The following is an 18413-nucleotide window of genomic DNA, read 5'->3' as shown; positions in this document are numbered from 1 at the left end:
ATTCTTGAGTTGTTATGATTGATAAAAGCATTCACTAGTGATTTCCAAGACCTAGCGTACTCTGAATTTTTATATTGCGCGTTAGATGTATGTCAATTATGGTTTACGGGCAATCAGAATCGCTCTTCTCGGTGCTGGATAGCCTTCGATTGTTTTCTTCGGATTTGTCGGGTCAAGATAGTCAGGTAATGAGTTATGTGTCATCCATGAGGTTGTACGCTGTTCTTCTGTCGATGTTTCGTTTTCATCGGCAATGACGACATCAATAAATCCACATTTCTCCAGCCACACTTTTAATGCCAGCGCCGAAGGGAAGAAGTACACATTTCGCATTTGCGCATAGCGATCTGCCGGAACTAACACCGCGTTTTCATCCCCTTCAATAACCAGCGTTTCCAGAATCAATTCTCCGCCCGCAACCAGTTGATCTTTTAACTGTAACAAATGGTCCAACGGTGAACGACGGTGGTACAGCACACCCATGCTAAATACCGTATCAAATGCTTCCAGTTTGGGAAGCGCTTCGATACCTAATGGTAATAGATGGGCTCTCTGGTCATTGCCCATTAACCGTCGTATTGCTTCAAATTGAATCAGAAATAAGTGAGATGGGTCGACACCAATACAAAGACGAGCACCTTCTCCCAACATCCGCCACATATGGTAGCCATTACCGCAGCCAACATCGAGCACATTTCGGTTTTTCAGCGAAGAAATATGCGATAAAACACGCTCCCATTTCCAATCTGAACGCCACTCCGTATCAATATGGATACCGTGAATGTGATAAGGCCCTTTTCGCCACGGATGAAATGTTTTCAGCAGGTTTTCCAGTTTCTTTTGTTCTCCGGTTGGCAAGGGCGTCTGATTCTGGATAGCAACCTCAGTTTTTAGTTCGACCTGATCAGGGGTAAAAGTCGGGAGCTTATTCAATGATCGGAGCCAGCGCTCAAAATCTCCGTGCGAATCGTTTTGCCAATCCGTCAGTTGCTGAGGTAAAACATTCAGCCATGGCTGGAGGCGTTGATCTTGCGCGATGAGCTGATAAAAATTAGCAAAGTTAAACATTGAATCGAGTATCCTGCGAACGAAAAATAAAACTGGGAATATTCTCAGCAGAGAAAGGGACTGTTCCGCCAGATGTTGCGTGGACGATGGTCGTTGTCCACTTTATTTGAACGGCAAACATCATTTGATAGCAAACATTGAACCGAAGTTAAAACACTGGAACCAAACGTCAAAACTACTGAAACCAATTTGGGCGAAACGATTTTTGTGGGTTTCAATGGTATCCGGTTGTAGGACGTTCTCAATCGCACTGCGTTTCTGACTGATTTCCAACTCACTGTAGCCGTTGGCACGTTTGAATTCGTGATGTAAATCGATAAGTAGATCATTGGTTGTTGTGTCTGCAAAACTGTATTTTTCAGACAGAATCAAAATGCCGCCCGGACGTAACCCATGGTAGATCTTTTCTAACAATTGGCTGCGATCATCCGGAGAAAGAAACTGAAGGGTAAAATTCAGTACAACAATAGAGGCGTTGCTGATCTCAATGTTTCGGATATCGGCTTCAATCACCTTAACCGGTGTATCGGAGCGATAAGCCTCAATGTGCATACGGCAGCGCTCAACCATTGCTGATGAATTATCGACTGCAATAATATGGCAACCTTCGTGATGAATATGGCGACGCATCGAGAGCGTTGCCGCACCCAGAGAACAGCCAAGGTCATAAATATTGGTATTGGGTTTGGCAAAGCGTTCAGCCAGCATCCCGATTGTAGAAATAATATTATTGTAACCGGGAACGGAACGCTGAATCATATCAGGAAAGACCTCAACAACCCGCTCATCGAATGTAAAGTCTCCGACCTGTTGAATCGGTGCTGAATAGATGGTGTCTTTATGACTCATGTAAGCCTCGTGATATCTCTATGACAAACCGCCCATTGCGAACGGAACCAAGAAAAGGGGCGTATTTTATGCAATAACCGAGTGATTGTCATCATGAGTGGATTAGAACATGCTGATCTGGTGGTTATCGGCAGCGGTTCCGGGAAAAGAAGGGAGCTCAGGCAGTGCGAGATGCTGTTGCAACTGCTGATAAAGGCGCTGCGCCAGCTCAGGAGCCAATTGGTTGTCCGGTGTATGAATCATCAGGTAGGGCTGTTTGCCTTGTGCGACCCATGTTGGGAGTTTTTGGAGCCAAGCCGCGAAAAAGCCATCATTTTCCGCAATGTCCGGATGGCCGATAAAACGAACCATCGGACGATTCGCCGTTGCAATGGCATGGACGGGAACCCGAGGTTTTTTCTTTTGTGCATCGATGATCACATCATTATCCGGTGGTGCTGAAAACACGGGGCGGCTATCCATGATGATTCGATCCGTCTGAGTTTCGACCAGCCATTGATTAAACTGTTTTTCTTCGGGGCCTTTGTGAAAAAATGCCGGATGGCGGACTTCGACACCCAAGGGGTAATCAGCCGGGAAATAACGACAGAAACGCTGTAACGCAGGAAGGTGTGCCGGACTAAACGCTGCGGGGAGCTGAATCGTCCATAGACCAACCCGTTCGTGAAGGGGTGACATTAACTGCATGAAATGGTTTAGTAAGTCTTCACAGCCTTTCAACATCAATTCATGTGTAATTTGTTTGGGTAATTTAAAGGTAAACCTGAAGTCTGGCCCAGTGGCTGCTTTCCAGTTGGCAACCGTTGACGGAGAAGGGGATGCATAGAATGTTGTATTCCCTTCGACAGTGTGAAAAACTTGAGCATATTTTTCGAGTCTCTCGGACACGGCCGTTCCTCGCCCGTACAGGGTTTGCTGCCATTGTGGGTGTGACCAGAGCGTGAGCCCGAGTCGAATAGGAAGTGTGTTTGTCATTTTTTCAATTTAAATTGTGTCAAATGCGCGATATCGTTTTGAAGAAGCCGGTCTTTTAGCGCTATAATCAGCGCCTATTTCTTTACACCGTTATACACGTACACGGTGACGATTGCGACTGAGTCATGGGTGCAGTGATGATCTTCAAGGTTTACCAAGTCATCAAATACTGCGAGATCCAATGCAACGTTATTAGCAAATATTGATTCGGCATTGTATGTCGCAATTACTTGATTGAATAGCTTGGTTGAACAGTCGCACGGTTATTTAGGATATTTTGTTGTTGTCCGCTGGTCTGGATATACAAGCGGGCAGTGAAGATTTGAATCAGTTATTGGAAATTGGGAAACTCATTATGCGTAGCCATTATTGTGGTCACCTAAACAAGTCCCTTGTCGGGCAGAATGTAGAACTTTGTGGTTGGGTGAATCGTCGTCGGGATCTGGGCGGACTGATCTTTATTGATATGCGAGATCGTGAAGGACTGGTTCAGGTTGTTGTTGACCCTGATATGGCAGATGTCTTTGAGGTTGCGAACCAACTGCGTAGTGAGTTTTGTATTCGTTTGATCGGTGAAGTCAGAGCACGTCCGGACACTCAGATCAATCGCGATATGGCAACCGGAGAAGTCGAAATCCTTGCTACTCAGCTGGAAATTATCAACCGATCTGATGTATTGCCATTAGACTCTAATCAGAAAAACTCTGAAGAACAGCGTTTGAAATATCGTTATCTGGACTTACGTCGTCCGGAAATGAGTGACCGCATCAAATTGCGTGCTCGTGCTTCCAGCTTTGTGCGCCGCTTCCTCGATGGACAGGGATTCCTCGATATCGAAACACCGGTCTTGACGAAAGCCACCCCGGAAGGGGCGCGCGACTATCTTGTGCCGAGCCGGGTTCATAAAGGTAAATTTTATGCGTTGCCTCAGTCACCACAGTTGTTTAAACAATTGCTGATGATGTCAGGATTTGACCGCTACTATCAGATTGTGAAGTGTTTCCGTGATGAAGACTTACGAGCGGATCGTCAGCCTGAGTTTACTCAGATCGATATTGAAACATCATTTATGACTGCTGACGAAGTGCGTGCCGTGACCGAGAAAATGGTCCGTGAGATGTGGCAAGAGCTGCTTGATGTCGATTTAGGCGCATTCCCAGTGATGCCATATAGTGAAGCGATGCGTCGCTTCGGTAGCGATAAGCCTGATTTGCGTAACCCGCTGGAATTGGTCGATATTGCCGATTTGGTCAAAGAGGTCGAGTTTAAAGTCTTCTCCGGGCCTGCGAATGATGCCAAAGGTCGGGTTGCCGTGATTCGTGTGCCGGGTGGCGCAAGCTTGACGCGTAAACAGATTGATGGGTACGGTGAATTCGTCTCTATCTATGGTGCGAAAGGATTGGCATGGTTGAAAGTCAATGACCGTGCAGCTGGTATGGAAGGCATTCAGTCTCCTGTGGCTAAATTCTTGTCTGAATCTGTGATTGAATCGATTCTGGAACGCACGCAGGCTCAAAGCGGCGATATCATTCTCTTTGGTGCCGATAAAGTCAATGTTGTGTCAGAAGCATTGGGTGCATTGCGATTAAAACTGGGTACAGACTTATCCCTGACAGATGAGTCTGCCTGGGCACCGTTATGGGTCGTTGATTTCCCAATGTTTGAAGAAGACGATGAAGGGCAACTTCATGCGATGCACCATCCGTTTACTTCACCATTAGGTGTCACAGCTGATGAACTGAAAGCCAATCCGGCCAATGTAAACTCAAATGCCTATGACATGGTCTTGAATGGCTATGAAGTCGGTGGTGGCTCAGTGCGTATTCATGACTCTGCAATGCAGACCGCTGTGTTTGATATCTTAGGGATTGAAGAAGATGAACAGCGCCGGAAGTTCGGCTTCCTGTTGGATGCACTAAAATTCGGTACACCGCCTCATGCTGGTTTAGCCTTTGGTTTTGACCGCTTGGTCATGTTGCTGTGTGGCACTGAAAATATTCGTGATGTGATTGCATTTCCGAAGACCACCGCGGCCGCTTGCCCGATGACTGAAGCACCAAGCGAAGCAAATCCTGCAGCACTTGAAGAGCTGGCGATTGCTGTACGCGCTAAAGCGGAAGATGTTTGATTAAGCAGAATGATGTAACAAAGGTGGCTGATTGCCACCTTTTTCGTATTCGGCGCTCAAAAAAGAAACAAGTTGTATAGGCAATTTTTTGTATATAGAGATTGTCTGGTAATGAACACAGGAAAATACTTTGGCCCAGATGTATTTTTATTACTCTGCTATGAACGCAGGGAAATCGACCACACTCCTTCAATCTTCTTTTAACTATCGGGAGCGGGGCATGAATCCCGTGATTTATACCGCAGCCATTGATGATCGATTCGGGGTGGGAAAAGTCAGCTCTCGAATCGGGTTGGAAGAAGAGGCTTATCTTTTTCGCGAGTCTTCCGATTTGTTTGAGGAAATTGACCAATTACATCAGCAAATGAAAGTCGACTGTATTTTAATCGACGAATGCCAGTTTTTATCGAAAGAGCAAGTGTATCAGTTGACAGATGTCGTGGATCGACTTGGTATTCCGGTGCTTTGCTATGGGCTGCGTTCTGATTTTAAAGGTGAACTCTTTCCGGGAAGTCAGCATCTGTTAGCTTGGGCGGATAAGTTGGTGGAACTGAAAACCATCTGTCATTGCGGTAAAAAAGCCAACATGGTGGTGCGTGTCGATGCCCAAGGACAACCGATTGCCGAAGGTGCTCAGGTTGATATTGGTGGTAATGACCGTTATGTCTCCGTTTGTCGCAAACACTATAAAGAGGCATTGGGGCGTCTGTGATTGGCCCCTTCTTGAAAAGATTATAGGTAACGGAGTGCATCCAGCGTGTGCTGATAATGGAATGAATAGCCGCAACGGCAAAGTTTATCACTGCTGACTTGCTTATCTTCCTGCGCGACAATCGGTGGTAAAGCCGCTTCTGATGACACGGTGTCTAGTGCTGCTTGATAAAACTCTGCTTTGCTGACGGTTTCCGGCGTTGTGACATTAAAAATCCCGGAGAGTTCTTGTTCCAGAATATAACGAACACTGCCAATGGCATCATCAAGATGCAATATATTGGCGGGTGCACGTGAACTGACTTGTTTGAGTTTAGGGACAAATCGAGCCGGATGGCGTTTGGGGCCGATTAATCCGCTAAAGCGCAGGATTGCATAGTCGAGCCCGCTATCGATCACATGCTGCTCTGCCGTGAGTAAGACTCGGGCTGATGTACTGAAATCAGCATTATCTTGCGCGAGGGTCAGGCTTGCATCTTGCTCTGTCATCACTCCGGGATGGTTGGGATAAACACCGGTCGTACTGATCATGACTAACTTTTTCACTTGTGCAATTTTGCATTGCTCGACCAGGTAGCCCCAATAATGCGCATATTCATCCTGTTTATTCTGTCTGAATCCAGGCGGAAAGCAGCCAATCACTATTTCGGACTGCTGTGCGGCCAGTGTATCGGATAAGGGGCTGTTGGACTGTTCGAAATGAAAGCAGAAACTACGAATGCCCTCAAGTTTCAGGGCATCGGCTCCGGCCGGTGTGGTTTTACTGGCGAAAACACGGCAAGAATCAGATAAATGATGTGTCAGTGGTAAGCCAAGCCAGCCGGCACCAATGATTGTAATATGTTTCGTCATCTCTGTTTTTATTCCGGTTCCGGTGCCAGCACTCGGAGAATACGATCAGCATCCTGAGCAATTTCGATACCTTCATCAGTTAAATAACCACCGTCCGGATGGGTGCATAGGTTTTTCCGATAGAGAGCTTCAACGGCATCCTGAACTTTCTTTTCGGCCGTTTTGTGGACTTTAATACCGGTATCACGACTATTCAGATCAAATTGAAGTAGTAAGTTAAGTTCATTAAGCAGTTGTGCAGTAAATTTCATGGCATTTTCACCTGTTCACAAATGGATGGCATTACCATAGAAATAACCGCTGTATATCGCAACAGTTGAATGTCGAAATTGTTAGGTCAGAAGAAGAATCTGACGGGACGGGTCAGGGAGATCGGCGGGGCTTACACCATTTGAGTGTAAAATAGGCAAATAATTCAAAAAGCAAAAAATTTTGTTGACTGCATTGAGTGAATCCGTAGAATGCGAACCCGTATCAGAGACGGGAATTTCACCTCTTCGATATGTAAAAGTTGGCGCGTTGGCAGAGTGGCTATGCAGCGGATTGCAAATCCGTGGACCTCGGTTCGACTCCGGGACGCGCCTCCATTTTCTTCCGAGACTTCAATGCGACACTAGCTCAGTTGGTAGAGCGCAACCTTGCCAAGGTTGAGGTCACGGGTTCGAACCCCGTGTGTCGCTCCAAATCTTTTTCCTGAATCTCATTTTCTAATCAAAAGCATGTCGCTATTGTGAGTTTGTTTTAATATCTCTTTCTGCATTTCGTTTCCCCTGTTTTTTGTCTATCACATCAGTCAATCAGAATGTGAACTTGACCCATATTGTCATGATAACCGATGAAATAGACTAGACTTACATTGTCCCTCATAGTATTTTGAACACTGTTTTTTATTTTGATGTGATGAGAACTTATGGCATTCGATATTGTTTCTAGTGGTATCTATTTACCTAAAAATCGGTGGTCTTCGGAGCAAATGGACGATTTTCTGGCACTGCCTAGCGGAACAGTCAGAAAAAGGTTTGGCGTTGAGTACCGGCATGTTGCCGGAGAAACGGAAAGTGCGATCGAGATGGGGCGCAGGGCCGTCGAAGATTGTTTCAGTCAGACCGAATTCAGTCTCTCAGATATTGATTTGGTCATTTATGCCAGCGGGACCCATCATCAATCGTTACCCTATGATGCATCTGCACTGCTTGCTGCCCTTGATGCTCCGTGCGGTATCGAAAGCTTTGATTTAAATAGCACCTGTTTGTCATTCTTAACGGCATTGGATCTATCCCACAGCCTGTTTTTGGCAAAACGTTATCAACGTATTCTGATTGTAACGAGTGAAGTCGCAACGGGAATTACGTTAAATCGTTCTTTTCCTCCCCAGAAAGAAATTGCGACGTTATTTGCCGACGGTGCTGCTGCATTTTTACTTGCGGCCAATCAGCATAGCCCCGGATTGGTCACTCGTCGCTTTGAAACCCATCATTCGGGATATCAATATTGTCAGATCCCGGGCGGAGGTAGTTTTCTTAATCCTCATCGAATATCTCACGATGAGAATCTCAATGTTTGTCGCTTTTTTATGGATGGTAAAAATTTATTTCGCAAGGTGGCTCAAGTCTTACCGGAATTTCTGCAACATGGGCTGGCTCAGGCACAGATGAGTCAAGACGATATTGATTATTTACTGCCGCATCAGGCGAGCTTCCGGGCATTAGAAAAAATGCCCAAAATGACAGGGTTTTCTGCCTCGCAAGTCGTCAACCGTTTTTCAACGTTAGGCAATCAGGTTGCTGCTTCCATTCCTATTAATCTCCATTTGCTGAGACATGAACCGGATACGAAGGGTAAAAGTGTATTACTGATCGGTTCGGCTGCTGGGCTATCACTTGGGATGGGTTTGATTTATCTATGAAAATTCTCATTACCGGCGGTAGCGGTATGTTGGGTAGTGCACTGATACGCTTATTCCATCAGCAACACCAACTCCGTTTTATTGCCAGAAATGCTGATATCGCGCGCCAGTTGGAACGTGACTATAATGCCGTTGCATATTTACTGGATTTAAATGATCGGGCAGCGTTGATAGAGGCTTGTCAGGGCGTTGATGCCATCATTCACTGTGCCGCTTTATCCAGCCCTTGGGGAACTTACGAGCAATTCTTTCAAGCGAACGTTGCGGCAACCCAGAATCTTGTTGAAGCGGCCCGAATTCAGAATGTGCCATGTCTGGTTCATATCTCAACCACCAGTGTCTATTTTGACTACGCTGACCGATGGGCAATTACCGAGAAAGATGCGCTGGCGCGTCAATGGTGTAATGACTATGCGAAAACGAAATATCTCGCGGAACGTGTGGTCGAGAATAATCCAGTCAAAAGTATTATTTTACGTCCGCGTGGTATTTTCGGGCCGAATGACCGAGCGATCATTCCACGAGTGCTGAGTAGCGTATTCCGCGGGCAGTTGCTATTACCATCAGGCCGTAATCCGGTGGTCGATTTAACGTGTGTTGATAACGTTGCCCATGCTGCGATGCTGGCCTGTACCCAAATTGAAGATTTGTCACACGGGGAGATTTTCAATATCAGTAACGGTGAACCGATGCCTGTTGAGATGCTGTTGCAACAGTTGCTGACGGCCCTGAATCATCCGGTGACTATCCGACGACTCCCGTATTCGGTTTTGCGGCCACTCTTGACACTGAATGAGTGGATCCGTCAGCGGCTTCCTTCTCATCCTGAGCCCCGTTTGACTCACTATAGCGCCGGACTTCTTCATCATCACCAGACGCTGGACATCACGAAAGCCAGAGAAATATTAGGTTATCAGCCACATGTCACAATCAACCAAGGAATCGAGCAATATGTCAGATGGTTTGCAACTCAGAATCTTTGAAGGTGGCTATTGTGTTCATCCGGGGTTTGTCGTCAAACCCGGCAGTGGCCTCAAACCAAGGGCTTTCCCCGCTGCGGTGGCTTTGATCAAGCACCCTGAGCAGGGCTATGTACTCTTTGATACGGGATATCATCAGCATTTCTTCGCTGCGACGCGCACCTTTCCGGAAAGGTTTTATGCATGGACAACACCGTGCCATTTGCAGCATGGAGAAGACATTACTGCGCAGCTTGGTCGCATGGGGATTGATACACCACAGGTGAGCCATTTGGTATTGTCTCATTTCCATGCCGATCATATCGCTGCGGTGAGTGAATTCGGCCATGCTGCGATTCACTGCTCAAAAACGGGGTTTAATGCGATCAAGCATCGAGGTCGTTTTAGTGGTGTCAGAAAAGGGTATTTGCGTCAACTGATTCCGGATGATATTCACCAACAGTTGCACTTTCATGATCAATTTGATCACCGCATCGATGCACTTTTACCACAGCTTCAAGGTGTTGAGCTGTATTGTAAAGATTTGTTTAATGACGGCTCACTTTATCTGGTCAGCTTGCCCGGACATGCTGCCGGTCAGATGGGGATGTTAGTCCGATTGCAGGCGCAATGGGTATTTTTGTTAGCTGATGCCTGTTGGCTGATCGAGAGCCTCAGTGACAATCTGGATCAGCACTGGCTGGCGAATATTATCTGTGAAGACACTAAAGCATACCGTCAGACATTGGCACAATTGAGGTTATGTTATCGACTCGCTAAAGCGGAGATTCAGTTTGTGCCTTCCCATTGCCTGACCAGTATTCGGGCACTCTGTGAGCAAGGATGGCTACGATGATCACCTTGTTACGTCAGTTTGCTTTTGCACGCTATCATCGGTTTGCTTCTCGCTCCCAAGTGCTGTCTTGGCAAGATAAACAGCTAGAGCGCCATTTGCAGTGGGTCTGTCAACATTCACCTTTTTATCAGTCGTTCCGTAATCAGCCGCTTGAAGCATTTCCCATCATGAATAAATCGCTGATGATGGCGAATCTGGAGACGATCAATACCCGTGGATTAAAAACAGATCAGTTGATGTCAGTTGCACTCGAAGCGGAACAATCACGACGGTTTGAACAATCGGTTGTCAATGATGTAACGGTCGGGCTCTCCTCGGGAACCTCGGGTCAACGAGGACTCTTTTTGGCTGATGACCGGGAAAAACAGCTGTGGGCCGGTAACATACTTGCCAAGCTACTGCCTCATCTATGGCAGAAACATCGGATTGCATTGGCACTCCGGGCAAACAGTCCGTTATATAAATCTGTTGCCAAAGGGCCGATTCAGTTCTTTTACGCCGATTTAAATCAACCTTATGAGGTTTGGATTCGGGCGTTGGATCGTTTTCAGCCCACACTCCTGATTGGCAGTGCGCAGGCATTGCAATGCTGCGCAATGTACACTGGGACATTCGGTGAGCGGAAGATGTCTCCTGCACGCATCATCTCCGGGGCAGAAGTCTTAACCCCCGTTGACCGCACCTTGATAACGCAGACATTTGCCAGTGAACTTCATGAAGTTTATCAGTGTACGGAAGGTTTTCTTGCCTGTACGGATATGCAAGGGCAGATGCGTTGGAATCAGGATATCGTTCATATTGAGAAGCATTGGTTAAATCCGGAAAAAACGCATTACAGCCCGATCATTACCGATTTCCGGCGCCGAACCCAGCCGGTCATTCGTTATCAGCTTGATGATGTGATTGCTGCGAAACAAGATGACGCGCCATTCGAGCCGCTCGGTGCGATTGCCGGACGCTGTGGTGATTGTCTGGTGTTAGAACAAGGCGGGGCACAGACCGTCGTATTACCGGATCTGGTCTATCGCGCTGTCACACTGGCGATAGAAGAACGCGTGGATTATCGCATTACCCAAACCAGCGCCAATCACTTAAAAATTGAAGCCGCTCCCCAGTTTCATCAAATGATTCAGGAGGCGTTATTGGGGTTGTTACAGCAATTGGGGCAGGTGACTGTAACATGTGAATATGCACCACCACCTGACTGGCACCCGATGAATAAACAACGACGAGTGGTGAATGAATGCAAGTCTTGATTACCGGCGCGCGTGCGCCAGTGGCATTAGAGTGGGCAAACATTTTCTGTCGTCAGGGACACCGGGTTATCATGACTGATGCATTAAAACAGCCTTTGGGATCATTTCTAAAGCAGATTGAAGGTTATATTCAAACCAGTTCACCTCGGTTTTCTTTTGCTGATTACCAGACGCAGATACTCGATATCATTGATCAGTTTGATATTGATATGGTCGTACCGACCTGTGAAGAAGTGTTTTTTCTCGCTGAGATCGTAAAGCAAAGACCTCATGTGAACTGGTTTATGCCGGATGCAGAATTATTACTAGTATTACACAATAAATTGACAGTCTTTGACGCTTTATCCGGGCTGCCCAACGTCGTGCTCCCAGCGACTCATTTAGTCACTGATCGCTATGATGTGGAGTGTGGTCCTGAGACCGTATTGAAGCCGGTTTATTCTCGTTTTGGCGCACAAGTGATCTGTGATGTCACTCCACCAGCCTTGGCACAGATCAACATATCGGCCGATGTGCCTTGGGTTCAGCAACAAAAAATAGCGGGGCAGCCGATTTGTAACTATGCCTTGTTTGAGAACGGGCAGATGCAGATTCACCAGGCTTATCGACCGAGACTGTGTGTTAATCAGTCTGCGGCCAGTGCTTTTCAGCCCATTGATGATCCGGCAATCGAACAATTTATGCGCGCATTTGGACAGCGATTTGGTTATCACGGGCAGGTTTCATTTGATTTTATACGTGACCCGCACGGTTTATATGTGATTGAGTGTAACCCGCGGGCAACCAGTGGGTTGCATTTGGTCGCACCATTTTGTCAATCTGTCATGCCCCAGTTTGTGTTCTCTGAGCCAAAACTCGCATCACTTTACCATCTCGGTGCGATGGTATTTTTAGCCGGTGGTATGGCATCGTTATTCCGATATCAAACATGGCAAGGCTATTTTTCGGGTAAAAATATCATGCAGCGCCATCACAAAGAATTATCGATATTCGCCCCTGTATTGAGCTTTTCAGAACTCTATCGACAAGCTAAAAAACACCGAATTTCGCTCAGTCAGGCATCAACTTATGATATCGAATGGAATGGGCCAGGACAGACCGTCTGAAACTTACCCTTTTGGTGAACTTCGTCACACTATTTAACCCTCAGATGTATCTCGGTTCGCCTCATATCTCAGCTGATCAAGACCAATCAGCCTGGGGAAACGCACAGAAAATGAGGAAATAGACCGATTTTTAGCCATACAGTTCATCATGGTGGATTTTCTTGTTGACGAAAATTTTGAATCCAGTAAAGTACCTCTCGTTCCTCAGTGGTGATTACCTTTTAGGAATCATTCAAGTGAGGTAATGCTTTGATATGCTCTGCCCTGGTGGTGGAATTGGTAGACACAAGGGATTTAAAATCCCTCGGCGTTCGCGCTGTGCCGGTTCAAGTCCGGCCCGGGGCACCATCAAAGATAATGCGACATTAGCTCAGTTGGTAGAGCGCAACCTTGCCAAGGTTGAGGTCACGAGTTCGAACCTCGTATGTCGCTCCAAATCTCAGTTCATCTATCTTCTCTTCAATAATTCAATTTCGTCTTCATACAATTTTTTATTATCTTTTGTCGGATTTTGATGATCCTGTTGTGATTCGATCCGTCAATACCATCTACCAAAGCCCTGATGTCATCCTATTCTTCCGAGAAGATTTTTCAATAAAACCCTAGTCGTTAATTTTTTGTCATCAAACTCTGTTGAATTATTGCTCAATAACCACATGAAAAACGATTACAATTTGGCTTTACAAGCGGCTTTGGGTACTATGTATAGCTATTTTATTAGACCTAAAAATTGTTCGGGAAACCGAAAGAACCTTTGTGGGAACTGCCAAGTAAGGCAGATGAGGAAACGATGCAACATCTACAAGAGATTATTGCCAGTGCAAGTGCGGCAATTCAGGCTGCTGACACGCTGAATGCATTGGATGAAGTTCGTGTTCAGTATCTGGGAAAAAAGGGCGAGCTGACTGCTCAGTTGCAAAATCTGGGTAAGTTACCCCCAGAAGAGCGCCGAACTGCCGGTCAGGAAATCAATGCTGCCAAAAATACGGTTCAGCAGGCTATTTTTGCCAGAAAAGAAGCACTACAGCGTGCAGAATTAGAACAAAAACTGGCTGCCGAAACCATTGATGTCACGCTGCCGGGACACCGAATCGAGAATGGTGGCATTCATCCGATCACTCGGACGATTGAGCGCATTGAAAGCTTTTTTGGTGAACTGGGCTTTACCGTTGAGTCCGGACCGGAAATTGAAGATGACTTTCACAACTTTGATGCACTGAATATTGCAGAAGATCATCCGGCCAGAACCGATCACGATACTTTTTTCTTTAATCCTAAGTTAATGCTCCGCACCCATACGTCTGGCGTACAGATCAGAACGATGGAAGCCAGTCAGCCACCGCTACGCTTTATTGCCCCTGGCCGTGTTTATCGGAACGATTATGATCAGACGCATACACCGATGTTCCATCAGGTAGAAGGTATGCTGATTGATGAAAATGTGAATTTTGCACATTTGAAAGGCATCTTGCATGACTTTTTGTGTAACTTCTTTGAAGAAGAGCTTGAAGTTCGTTTTCGTCCCTCTTACTTCCCGTTTACTGAGCCGTCAGCAGAAGTTGATGTGAAAAGGAAAAACGGAAAATGGCTTGAAATATTGGGGTGTGGCATGGTTCACCCGAATGTCTTGCGTAGTGTTGGTATTGACCCTGAAAAATATTCCGGATTTGCTTTCGGAATCGGGATTGAGCGTCTGACGATGCTTCGTTACGGAGTCAATGATCTGCGGGCATTTTTCGAAAATGATCTGCGTTTCCTCAAACAGTTCAAGTAATTCAGGGGTGAAATTAGAATGAAATTCAGCGAATCATGGCTGCGCGAGTGGGTGAATCCTTCTGTAACGACAGATGAACTGGCGCATCAAATTACAATGGCAGGTCTTGAAGTTGATGATGTGACTGCTGTTGCCGGTACATTCACCGGTGTAAAAGTTGGCCATGTGGTCGAATGTGGTCAACACCCAGATGCCGACAAGCTTCGTGTGACGAAAGTTGATGTTGGTGAAGACGAGTTGCTTGATATTGTTTGTGGTGCGCCAAACTGTCGTCAAGGTTTGAAAGTCGCGGTCGCAACAGTTGGGGCTGTTCTGCCGGGTGATTTTAAAATTAAAAAAGCGAAATTGCGTGGTCAACCTTCTCACGGCATGTTGTGCTCATTTTCAGAACTCGGTATCGATGTTGAATCCGACGGCATCATGGAGCTGTCTGCTGACGCACCGATCGGCATGGACTTTCGGGCTTTCCTGAAATTAGATGATGTCACTATCGATGTGGATTTAACCTCAAATCGTGCCGATTGTTTTAGTTTACGAGGTTTGGCCCGTGAAGTCGGTGCTTTGAATCGGATGGATGTTGCTTCTCCGGATCTTCAAGTTGCCGCTCCTTCAATTGATGCGCAAATTGCGATTGATGTGCAAGCACCGAGTGCATGTCCTCGTTACCTCGGCCGCATTGTGAAAAATGTCAATCTGAATGCGAAAACCCCATTATGGATGCAGGAAAAATTGCGTCGTAGTGGATTACGTTCAATTGATCCGGTTGTTGATGTGACCAATTACGTCATGTTAGAGCAAGGCCAACCCATGCATGCTTTCGATTTGGCTAAAATTGAAGGTGGTATTGTGGTGCGGATGGCAGAGCAAGATGAAAAACTGACTCTGTTAGATGGTGCGGAAGTGTCACTGAACAGTGATACATTGGTCATTGCTGATCATCAGAAAGCGCTGGCGATTGCCGGGGTATTTGGTGGTGAAGCGTCTGGCGTTAATGAACAAACTCAAGATATCTTGTTGGAATGTGCCTTTTTCACACCGGATAGTATTCGTGGGCGTGCGAGAAGTTATGGCTTGCATACGGATTCTTCAATGCGTTATGAACGCGGTGTTGATTATGCTCTGCAAACCAATGCGATGGAGCGGGCAACTGCGCTGCTACTAAGCATCTGTGGTGGCGAAGCTGCTCCTATAGTGGTTGCTGAATCTGAATCACACCTGCCAAAACCGAATCAAGTGACGCTTCGTCGTGAAAAGCTTGACCGTCTGTTAGGACATGTGATTTCTGATGAAGATGTGGTTGAAATCCTGACTCGTTTGGGGATGGATGTGACGACTGTTGAAGGCGGTTGGCGTGCTGTTGCACCAACATGGCGTTTCGATATTGCTATTGAACAGGATCTGATTGAAGAAGTGGGTCGTCTGTACGGCTATGACAATATTCCGCTTCAGGCACCACAAGCCGGATTAACCATGAATCGGCACAAAGAAGCTGATTTACCATTGAAACGCGTTCGGGATCTGTTAGTTGATCGTGGTTATTACGAAGCAATTACTTATAGTTTCGTTGAACCGGAACAACAAAAACAGATTGTCCCTGATGTTGAGCCACTGGTACTGCCAAATCCGATTTCAGTGGATATGTCAGCAATGCGATTAGGCTTGATCCAAGGGCTGTTGAATACCGTCGCTCATAATCAGAAGCGTCAGCAATCTCGTGTACGCTTGTTTGAACATGGTTTACGTTTTATTCCTGATCAACACGCTGAGCAGGGCATTCGTCAAGAAGCAATGATTGCCGGTGTGATTGCCGGGCCTCAGACAGAAGAGCACTGGCATGTAGAGAGCCGCACTGTTGATTTCTTTGATGCAAAAGGTGATGTGGAAGCGATTCTGGAGCTGACTTCAAATCCGAACGCTTATTCATTTGCTGCGACCCAACATCCAGCATTGCACCCAGGACAGGCGGCCGCTATCTATTATGAAGGACGGCAAATTGGTGTCATTGGTGCTGTGCACCCTGAAGTTGAACGTAAGTTTGGCTTGAATGGCAGAACCATTGTGTTCGAAATTGAATGGTGTGGGCTGAATCAACGCTTAATTCCCGAAATTGCATCAGTTTCAAAATTCCCGGCGAACCGTCGTGATATCGCTTTAGTGGTTGATCAAGCGGTTACATCTGGTGAAGTCGTCGCTGCTTGTGCCAATGCTGGTGGACCGCTTCTGAAAGAAGCGAAACTCTTTGATGTATACGTCGGCAAAGGGGTTGAAGACGGTAAGAAGAGTCTTGCGATTGCGTTGACGCTGCAGTCTGTCGATCGGACGCTTGAAGAAGCTGAAATTTCCGCTGTGGTTAGCGAAATCGTTACTGCTGTTTCTGAGCAATATGGTGCATTCCTGCGCGATTAATCTTTGTTATCATCGTATAAACAGGCTGGTGAATGTATGTCACCAGCCTGTTTTTTATCGGAAATAAAAAATATTCAGAGGCGCTGAGTTCACATATTTGAGGTTTTGATGTAGATTTGACATTATTATGATAATAATCAATTGGTTATATTGTAGGGTTCCTATAGATTACATCATCTCTTCTCGATTGAATCATCAGTTTTTGCTGATTTAAATGTGACATGCTCCCACAATAGTCGCGAATAACGTGTTTCTTTTGCGAGCGATTTAATAAAAAAGTTGGCGTAAATCAGAAGGTTGGCATACACTATTTACAATAAAGCCGATATGTTGTTGATTGGCTGAGTAAAAATGCTTTGGTGCTGTCACATCGACAGTAAGGTTCAATATAGCTTTGAGGGAAGTTTTATGGCGCTCACAAAGGCCGATTTGGCTGAAAACCTGTTTGAAACGCTTGAGTTCAGTAAACGGGATGCCAAGGAAACGGTTGAAGCATTTTTTGAGGAAATCCGTAAAGCTCTGGAAAATGGCGAACAGGTCAAATTGTCTGGTTTTGGTAATTTTGATCTGCGAGACAAGAATGAGCGTCCGGGGCGGAATCCGAAAACCGGAGAGGATATTCCGATTACTGCAAGACGTGTTGTTACATTTCGTCCAGGACAAAAATTGAAAGCTCGTGTCGAAAATATCGATCCGAATGAAAGGTAGCATACTCTGAAAGTGTGGTGATCATGCCGCTTTCATGAGAATGACTCTATTTTTCGATCTCTAGTTTTTTTGCCACTGATAAACAGTGCTGTTATAGCGTGCTGATCAGTGGCTGTTGTTTTTATATTAGAGAAGTGTTTCATGGATAAGGAATTTTGGCATAGTAAGTGGGCTGCCAACCGCATCGGTTTCCATATGACAGATGTGAATCCACTGCTGTTGGAGTACTGGCCTGCATTGTCACCGCAGCGAGAGGAGCAAGTCTTTGTTCCTTTGTGCGGTAAAAGTGAAGATCTCGTTTGGTTAGCAGCAAAACATGACAGAGTCATCGGTGTTGAACTCAGTGAGATTGCCGTGAGATCGTTTTTCTCTGAACACTTTTATACACCGTTAGTTACACAGATTGATTCATTTCATCAGTGCTATGAGTTTGATGAATTACAAATTTATCAGGGTGATGTTTTTACTGCACCACTTGAGCATATCGAGCTGATTTATGATCGGGCGGCATTGGTTTCTATCATGCCATCCCAGCGGGATGCGTATATACAACGGTTACGTGCTTTGTTAAAGCCAGGCGGGCGGATGCTTTTAATTTCTGTTGACTATGAGCAGACAGAATTGGCCGGACCACCGTTTAGTGTTGATCGTAACCAGATCCAGCATTTGTTTCAGGGGATGAAAATGACATTGCTCTGCCGTAAAGAAGCCGATCCGGGACATCCGAAAATTGCGAAACAAAAGCTAAGTCGATTTGCTGATGAAGTGTGGTTGATTGAAGCTTAGTTGTTATATTAGAGAAAAATTCAGGCCGGGACGTAATGCACGTTCCGGCCTGTTTTCATTCTATTGCTCTTTT

General features: G+C 46.0%; 16 protein-coding genes and 4 tRNA genes. 15 read left to right on the top strand and 5 right to left on the bottom strand.

What is annotated here, in order from left to right:
• Nucleotides 1-96: 96 nt before the first annotated feature.
• The 3 genes from cmoB to BSQ33_RS02450 all read right to left on the bottom strand — a co-directional run bounded on the left by cmoB (nt 97) and on the right by BSQ33_RS02450 (nt 2892).
• The gene (gene cmoB, locus BSQ33_RS02460) at nt 97-1068 is read right to left on the bottom strand and encodes a tRNA 5-methoxyuridine(34)/uridine 5-oxyacetic acid(34) synthase CmoB (RefSeq protein WP_021019705.1); all 972 of its coding nucleotides are present in this window, start codon (nt 1066-1068) and stop codon (nt 97-99) included.
• Between the two features lie 120 nt (nt 1069-1188).
• Entirely contained in the window at nt 1189-1917 is a 729-nt protein-coding gene (gene cmoA / locus BSQ33_RS02455) for a carboxy-S-adenosyl-L-methionine synthase CmoA (RefSeq protein ID WP_021019706.1), read from the bottom strand.
• 102 nt (nt 1918-2019) lie between these two features.
• A complete protein-coding gene (locus BSQ33_RS02450; RefSeq protein ID WP_021019707.1) occupies nt 2020-2892 on the bottom strand; it encodes a DUF72 domain-containing protein in 873 nt (290 codons plus the stop codon).
• A 355-nt stretch (nt 2893-3247) separates the two neighbouring features.
• Here BSQ33_RS02450 and aspS point away from each other — a divergent pair, with 355 nt between their 5' ends.
• Together aspS and BSQ33_RS02440 are read left to right on the top strand one after the other, a co-directional pair.
• Nucleotides 3248-5020: an aspartate--tRNA ligase gene (gene aspS, locus BSQ33_RS02445; RefSeq protein ID WP_088134506.1), complete on the top strand. Its 1773-nt coding sequence runs from the start codon at nt 3248-3250 to the stop codon at nt 5018-5020.
• 130 nt (nt 5021-5150) lie between these two features.
• On the top strand, nt 5151-5732 hold the full coding sequence (locus BSQ33_RS02440) for a thymidine kinase (RefSeq protein ID WP_027694097.1): 582 nt from the start codon (nt 5151-5153) through the stop codon (nt 5730-5732).
• Nucleotides 5733-5752: 20 nt separating this feature from the next.
• On the opposite strand, the gene BSQ33_RS02435 is transcribed toward BSQ33_RS02440, so the two are convergent.
• Nucleotides 5753-6583 carry an NAD(P)H-binding protein gene (locus BSQ33_RS02435; RefSeq protein WP_088133184.1) on the bottom strand — a complete coding sequence of 277 codons (831 nt, stop codon included), beginning with the start codon at nt 6581-6583 and terminating at the stop codon, nt 5753-5755.
• An 8-nt stretch (nt 6584-6591) separates the two neighbouring features.
• On the bottom strand, nt 6592-6834 hold the full coding sequence (locus tag BSQ33_RS02430) for a TIGR02647 family protein (protein WP_021019711.1): 243 nt from the start codon (nt 6832-6834) through the stop codon (nt 6592-6594).
• Nucleotides 6835-7096: 262 nt separating this feature from the next.
• On the opposite strand from BSQ33_RS02430, the gene BSQ33_RS02425 reads away from it, so the two are divergent.
• The 13 genes from BSQ33_RS02425 to BSQ33_RS02365 all read left to right on the top strand — a co-directional run bounded on the left by BSQ33_RS02425 (nt 7097) and on the right by BSQ33_RS02365 (nt 18340).
• Nucleotides 7097-7170 (top strand) — tRNA-Cys (locus BSQ33_RS02425).
• Between the two features lie 20 nt (nt 7171-7190).
• Nucleotides 7191-7266 (top strand) — tRNA-Gly (locus tag BSQ33_RS02420).
• A 227-nt stretch (nt 7267-7493) separates the two neighbouring features.
• On the top strand, nt 7494-8489 hold the full coding sequence (locus BSQ33_RS02415) for a ketoacyl-ACP synthase III (RefSeq protein WP_021019712.1): 996 nt from the start codon (nt 7494-7496) through the stop codon (nt 8487-8489).
• Nucleotides 8486-9472: an NAD-dependent epimerase/dehydratase family protein gene (locus BSQ33_RS02410; protein ID WP_021019713.1), complete on the top strand. Its 987-nt coding sequence runs from the start codon at nt 8486-8488 to the stop codon at nt 9470-9472. The genes BSQ33_RS02415 and BSQ33_RS02410 overlap by 4 nt, the downstream gene beginning before the upstream one ends.
• Nucleotides 9441-10304 (top strand): MBL fold metallo-hydrolase, encoded by an 864-nt coding sequence (locus BSQ33_RS02405; protein WP_088133183.1) that lies wholly within the window; start codon nt 9441-9443, stop codon nt 10302-10304. The genes BSQ33_RS02410 and BSQ33_RS02405 overlap by 32 nt, the downstream gene beginning before the upstream one ends.
• Entirely contained in the window at nt 10301-11560 is a 1260-nt protein-coding gene (locus tag BSQ33_RS02400) for a F390 synthetase-related protein (protein WP_088133182.1), read from the top strand. Before BSQ33_RS02405 ends, BSQ33_RS02400 begins: the two co-directional genes overlap by 4 nt.
• On the top strand, nt 11548-12666 hold the full coding sequence (locus tag BSQ33_RS02395; protein ID WP_088133181.1) for a carboxylate--amine ligase: 1119 nt from the start codon (nt 11548-11550) through the stop codon (nt 12664-12666). Before BSQ33_RS02400 ends, BSQ33_RS02395 begins: the two co-directional genes overlap by 13 nt.
• Before the next feature lie 261 nt (nt 12667-12927).
• Nucleotides 12928-13014 (top strand) — tRNA-Leu (locus BSQ33_RS02390).
• Nucleotides 13015-13025: 11 nt separating this feature from the next.
• Nucleotides 13026-13101 (top strand) — tRNA-Gly (locus tag BSQ33_RS02385).
• A gap of 355 nt (nt 13102-13456) precedes the next feature.
• Nucleotides 13457-14440: a phenylalanine--tRNA ligase subunit alpha gene (gene pheS, locus BSQ33_RS02380; protein WP_074373463.1), complete on the top strand. Its 984-nt coding sequence runs from the start codon at nt 13457-13459 to the stop codon at nt 14438-14440.
• Between the two features lie 18 nt (nt 14441-14458).
• Nucleotides 14459-16846: a phenylalanine--tRNA ligase subunit beta gene (pheT, locus tag BSQ33_RS02375; RefSeq protein ID WP_088133180.1), complete on the top strand. Its 2388-nt coding sequence runs from the start codon at nt 14459-14461 to the stop codon at nt 16844-16846.
• A 408-nt stretch (nt 16847-17254) separates the two neighbouring features.
• A complete protein-coding gene (gene ihfA, locus BSQ33_RS02370) occupies nt 17255-17554 on the top strand; it encodes an integration host factor subunit alpha (RefSeq protein WP_021021763.1) in 300 nt (99 codons plus the stop codon).
• A 141-nt stretch (nt 17555-17695) separates the two neighbouring features.
• The gene (locus BSQ33_RS02365) at nt 17696-18340 is read left to right on the top strand and encodes a thiopurine S-methyltransferase (protein WP_021021764.1); all 645 of its coding nucleotides are present in this window, start codon (nt 17696-17698) and stop codon (nt 18338-18340) included.
• The last annotated feature ends 73 nt before the right edge of the window (nt 18341-18413 follow it).

Origin of the sequence: Vibrio gazogenes (assembly GCF_002196515.1) — a bacterium.
Classification (GTDB): domain Bacteria; phylum Pseudomonadota; class Gammaproteobacteria; order Enterobacterales; family Vibrionaceae; genus Vibrio; species Vibrio gazogenes_A.
This window is presented reverse-complemented; position numbering and strand designations above follow the sequence as displayed.

Bases quoted from the DNA above. Each gene is read 5' to 3' on its own strand.
- pheS (WP_074373463.1), top strand. From the start codon at position 13,457: ATGCAACATCTACAAGAGATTATTGCCAGTGCAAGTGCGGCAATTCAG.
- ihfA (WP_021021763.1), top strand. From the start codon at position 17,255: ATGGCGCTCACAAAGGCCGATTTGGCTGAAAACCTGTTTGAAACGCTT.
- cmoB (WP_021019705.1), bottom strand. From the start codon at position 1,068: ATGTTTAACTTTGCTAATTTTTATCAGCTCATCGCGCAAGATCAACGC.
- BSQ33_RS02395 (WP_088133181.1), top strand. From the start codon at position 11,548: ATGCAAGTCTTGATTACCGGCGCGCGTGCGCCAGTGGCATTAGAGTGG.
- BSQ33_RS02415 (WP_021019712.1), top strand. From the start codon at position 7,494: ATGGCATTCGATATTGTTTCTAGTGGTATCTATTTACCTAAAAATCGG.
- BSQ33_RS02430 (WP_021019711.1), bottom strand. From the start codon at position 6,834: ATGAAATTTACTGCACAACTGCTTAATGAACTTAACTTACTACTTCAA.
- aspS (WP_088134506.1), top strand. From the start codon at position 3,248: ATGCGTAGCCATTATTGTGGTCACCTAAACAAGTCCCTTGTCGGGCAG.
- BSQ33_RS02365 (WP_021021764.1), top strand. From the start codon at position 17,696: ATGGATAAGGAATTTTGGCATAGTAAGTGGGCTGCCAACCGCATCGGT.
- BSQ33_RS02410 (WP_021019713.1), top strand. From the start codon at position 8,486: ATGAAAATTCTCATTACCGGCGGTAGCGGTATGTTGGGTAGTGCACTG.
- BSQ33_RS02405 (WP_088133183.1), top strand. From the start codon at position 9,441: ATGTCAGATGGTTTGCAACTCAGAATCTTTGAAGGTGGCTATTGTGTT.
- BSQ33_RS02400 (WP_088133182.1), top strand. From the start codon at position 10,301: ATGATCACCTTGTTACGTCAGTTTGCTTTTGCACGCTATCATCGGTTT.
- cmoA (WP_021019706.1), bottom strand. From the start codon at position 1,917: ATGAGTCATAAAGACACCATCTATTCAGCACCGATTCAACAGGTCGGA.
- pheT (WP_088133180.1), top strand. From the start codon at position 14,459: ATGAAATTCAGCGAATCATGGCTGCGCGAGTGGGTGAATCCTTCTGTA.
- BSQ33_RS02435 (WP_088133184.1), bottom strand. From the start codon at position 6,583: ATGACGAAACATATTACAATCATTGGTGCCGGCTGGCTTGGCTTACCA.
- BSQ33_RS02450 (WP_021019707.1), bottom strand. From the start codon at position 2,892: ATGACAAACACACTTCCTATTCGACTCGGGCTCACGCTCTGGTCACAC.